The following is a 1,919-nucleotide window of genomic DNA, read 5'->3' as shown; positions in this document are numbered from 1 at the left end:
ACTACCTCCCCTACCCCCCCTGCCTCTTTTCTCCCCCTGCTTGCCTTCACCCGTCATTTTCGGGTTGACAGACTACTAGGACGCATTTAATTTTGATTTAGTGAAGTTAGAAAATAGACCATTCTCAAAATTACTAAGTAGGGTTTGCTGAAAAAGTTGTCTGTGAGGGCTAGAAGTATGGCTAACGCTGCGCTATCAGGAGGTAGGGGCGCAGGGACTGCGCCGATTCGGGAGTATGGCTAACACCACGCTGCGCCATCAGGAGGATTTAGAAGAAGTTATAAGTAATATCAAGTCTGGAAAACTGAGCGATAATCTGTGTATTTGCAGGATTTATGTAGTCTGACACTTGCGTAAGTTCTAATAAATAAGAAATATTAATAAAACTTGACTAAGCATCCTTTTTATTCATTCTTAAGCGACAATGGAAACATAAGAAAATAGAGTTAAAAAAAACAACTAGTTAAGCACTAGCTAGGTGGAGGTGGAATATGACAACCCAAAATTTGCTCATCCCTCATGCTTATACGTATCTGCTCGTAAAAATTAGTGTTTTAGTTTTAGCATTGTTGCTGTGGTTTGTGTTTACAGCCGCACCTGTTATTTAATTGCATTTGAAACTTAGAGATGTTGCAGAAAACGTCTCTATTTTATGGACATTAGCGGTGAATATCTTTTTTAAAATTAACAGAATTAGTCAGCCAACCCCGTCGCCAGAAAAAGTATATTAGACTAATAGCAATTAACCCCATTGCTCCTAAACATAGCGGATAGCCCCAATACCAATTTAATTCTGGCATATTGTGGGGTGATTTTTCAGTATTGAAATTCATCCCATATACCCCAGCAATAAAAGTTAAGGGAATAAAAATAGAAGAAACCACCGTTAGCAACTTCATAATTTCATTCATTTTATTACTGATTGCCGATAAATACACATCCATTAAACCAGCCACTAATTCTCGATAAGTTTCCACTATATCCATCACTTGGACTGCATGATCATAACAATCTCGCAGATATATTCTCACATCATCACTAATTAATTCACTACCATCTCTAATTAAAGAATTAATTGCATCTCTTTGTGGCCAAATTGCGCGACGTAGTTGTAATAATTCTCGCCGAATTTGATATATTTTTTGTAATGTTTGTTGACTAGGATTGACGATTACTTCTTCTTCTAAATCATCAATTCTTTCCCCATACAGTTCTAAAACTGGGAAAAATCCATCAATAATTGCGTCTAATAAAGAATAAGCCAAGTAATCACTACCTTGTCTGCGAATAATACCTTTATTCTTATTAATTCTCATTCTCACCCCATCAAAACAATCATGTTCTGGTTCTTCCTGGACTGTCAAAACATAATATTTGCCTAAGACTAAACTTACTTGTTCACTATAAAAACTGCCATTATTATGATTAGGTACAACCATGTGGGCAATAATTACTAATTGCTCTTCATAATCCTCAATTTTTGGTCGTTCTACCATGTTGACAATATCTTCCAAAATTAGAGGATGTAAATCAAAAGTTTGACCTAAACGCTGTAAAATATCTTTACTACCTAAACCTTGAACATCCACCCAAGAAACTGATTCTGTATCCAAATAATTAAGACATTCTTCAGGGTAGCTTATTTGTTTATGAATGAGTTCAGTTTGATTATAGTCAATGAGAAAAATAATTGGTTGTTCAGCATTTTCATCAACAATGATTGTTCCTGGTTGAGTTCCTGGTTCGTGATAGAATTCCTTCCCCCGTGACTTCTTCATAGCTTTGGTAGCGCGGCGAATTTTTATAACCATAAATTTTTACTCTTTAGATATTACTGTCTAAAATTTTAACTCATATCGTATAATTTTCTTATTTTAGATTACGGAAATGGTAATTTCTCTAGACAAATAAAATAAAAA

Annotated in this window: 1 protein-coding gene; it reads right to left on the bottom strand. The window is 35.2% G+C overall.

Annotation, left to right across the window (positions count from 1 at the left end; translation table 11 throughout):
• Window positions 1–659: 659 nt before the first annotated feature.
• Window positions 660–1,811 (bottom strand): magnesium/cobalt transporter CorA, encoded by a 1,152-nt coding sequence (corA, locus tag IQ228_RS25490; protein WP_027403425.1) that lies wholly within the window; start codon window positions 1,809–1,811, stop codon window positions 660–662.
• Between the last annotated feature and the right edge of the window lie 108 nt (window positions 1,812–1,919).

Source organism: Dolichospermum sp. LEGE 00246 (genome assembly GCF_015207865.1).
GTDB classification, from domain to species: Bacteria; Cyanobacteriota; Cyanobacteriia; order Cyanobacteriales; family Nostocaceae; genus Dolichospermum; species Dolichospermum heterosporum.
The sequence above is the reverse complement of the archived record's forward strand: the minus strand, read 5'-3'. Positions and strand labels throughout refer to the sequence as shown.

Excerpts from the sequence above, each read along its gene's own strand:
- corA (WP_027403425.1), bottom strand. The coding sequence starts at position 1,811 with ATGGTTATAAAAATTCGCCGCGCTACCAAAGCTATGAAGAAGTCACGG.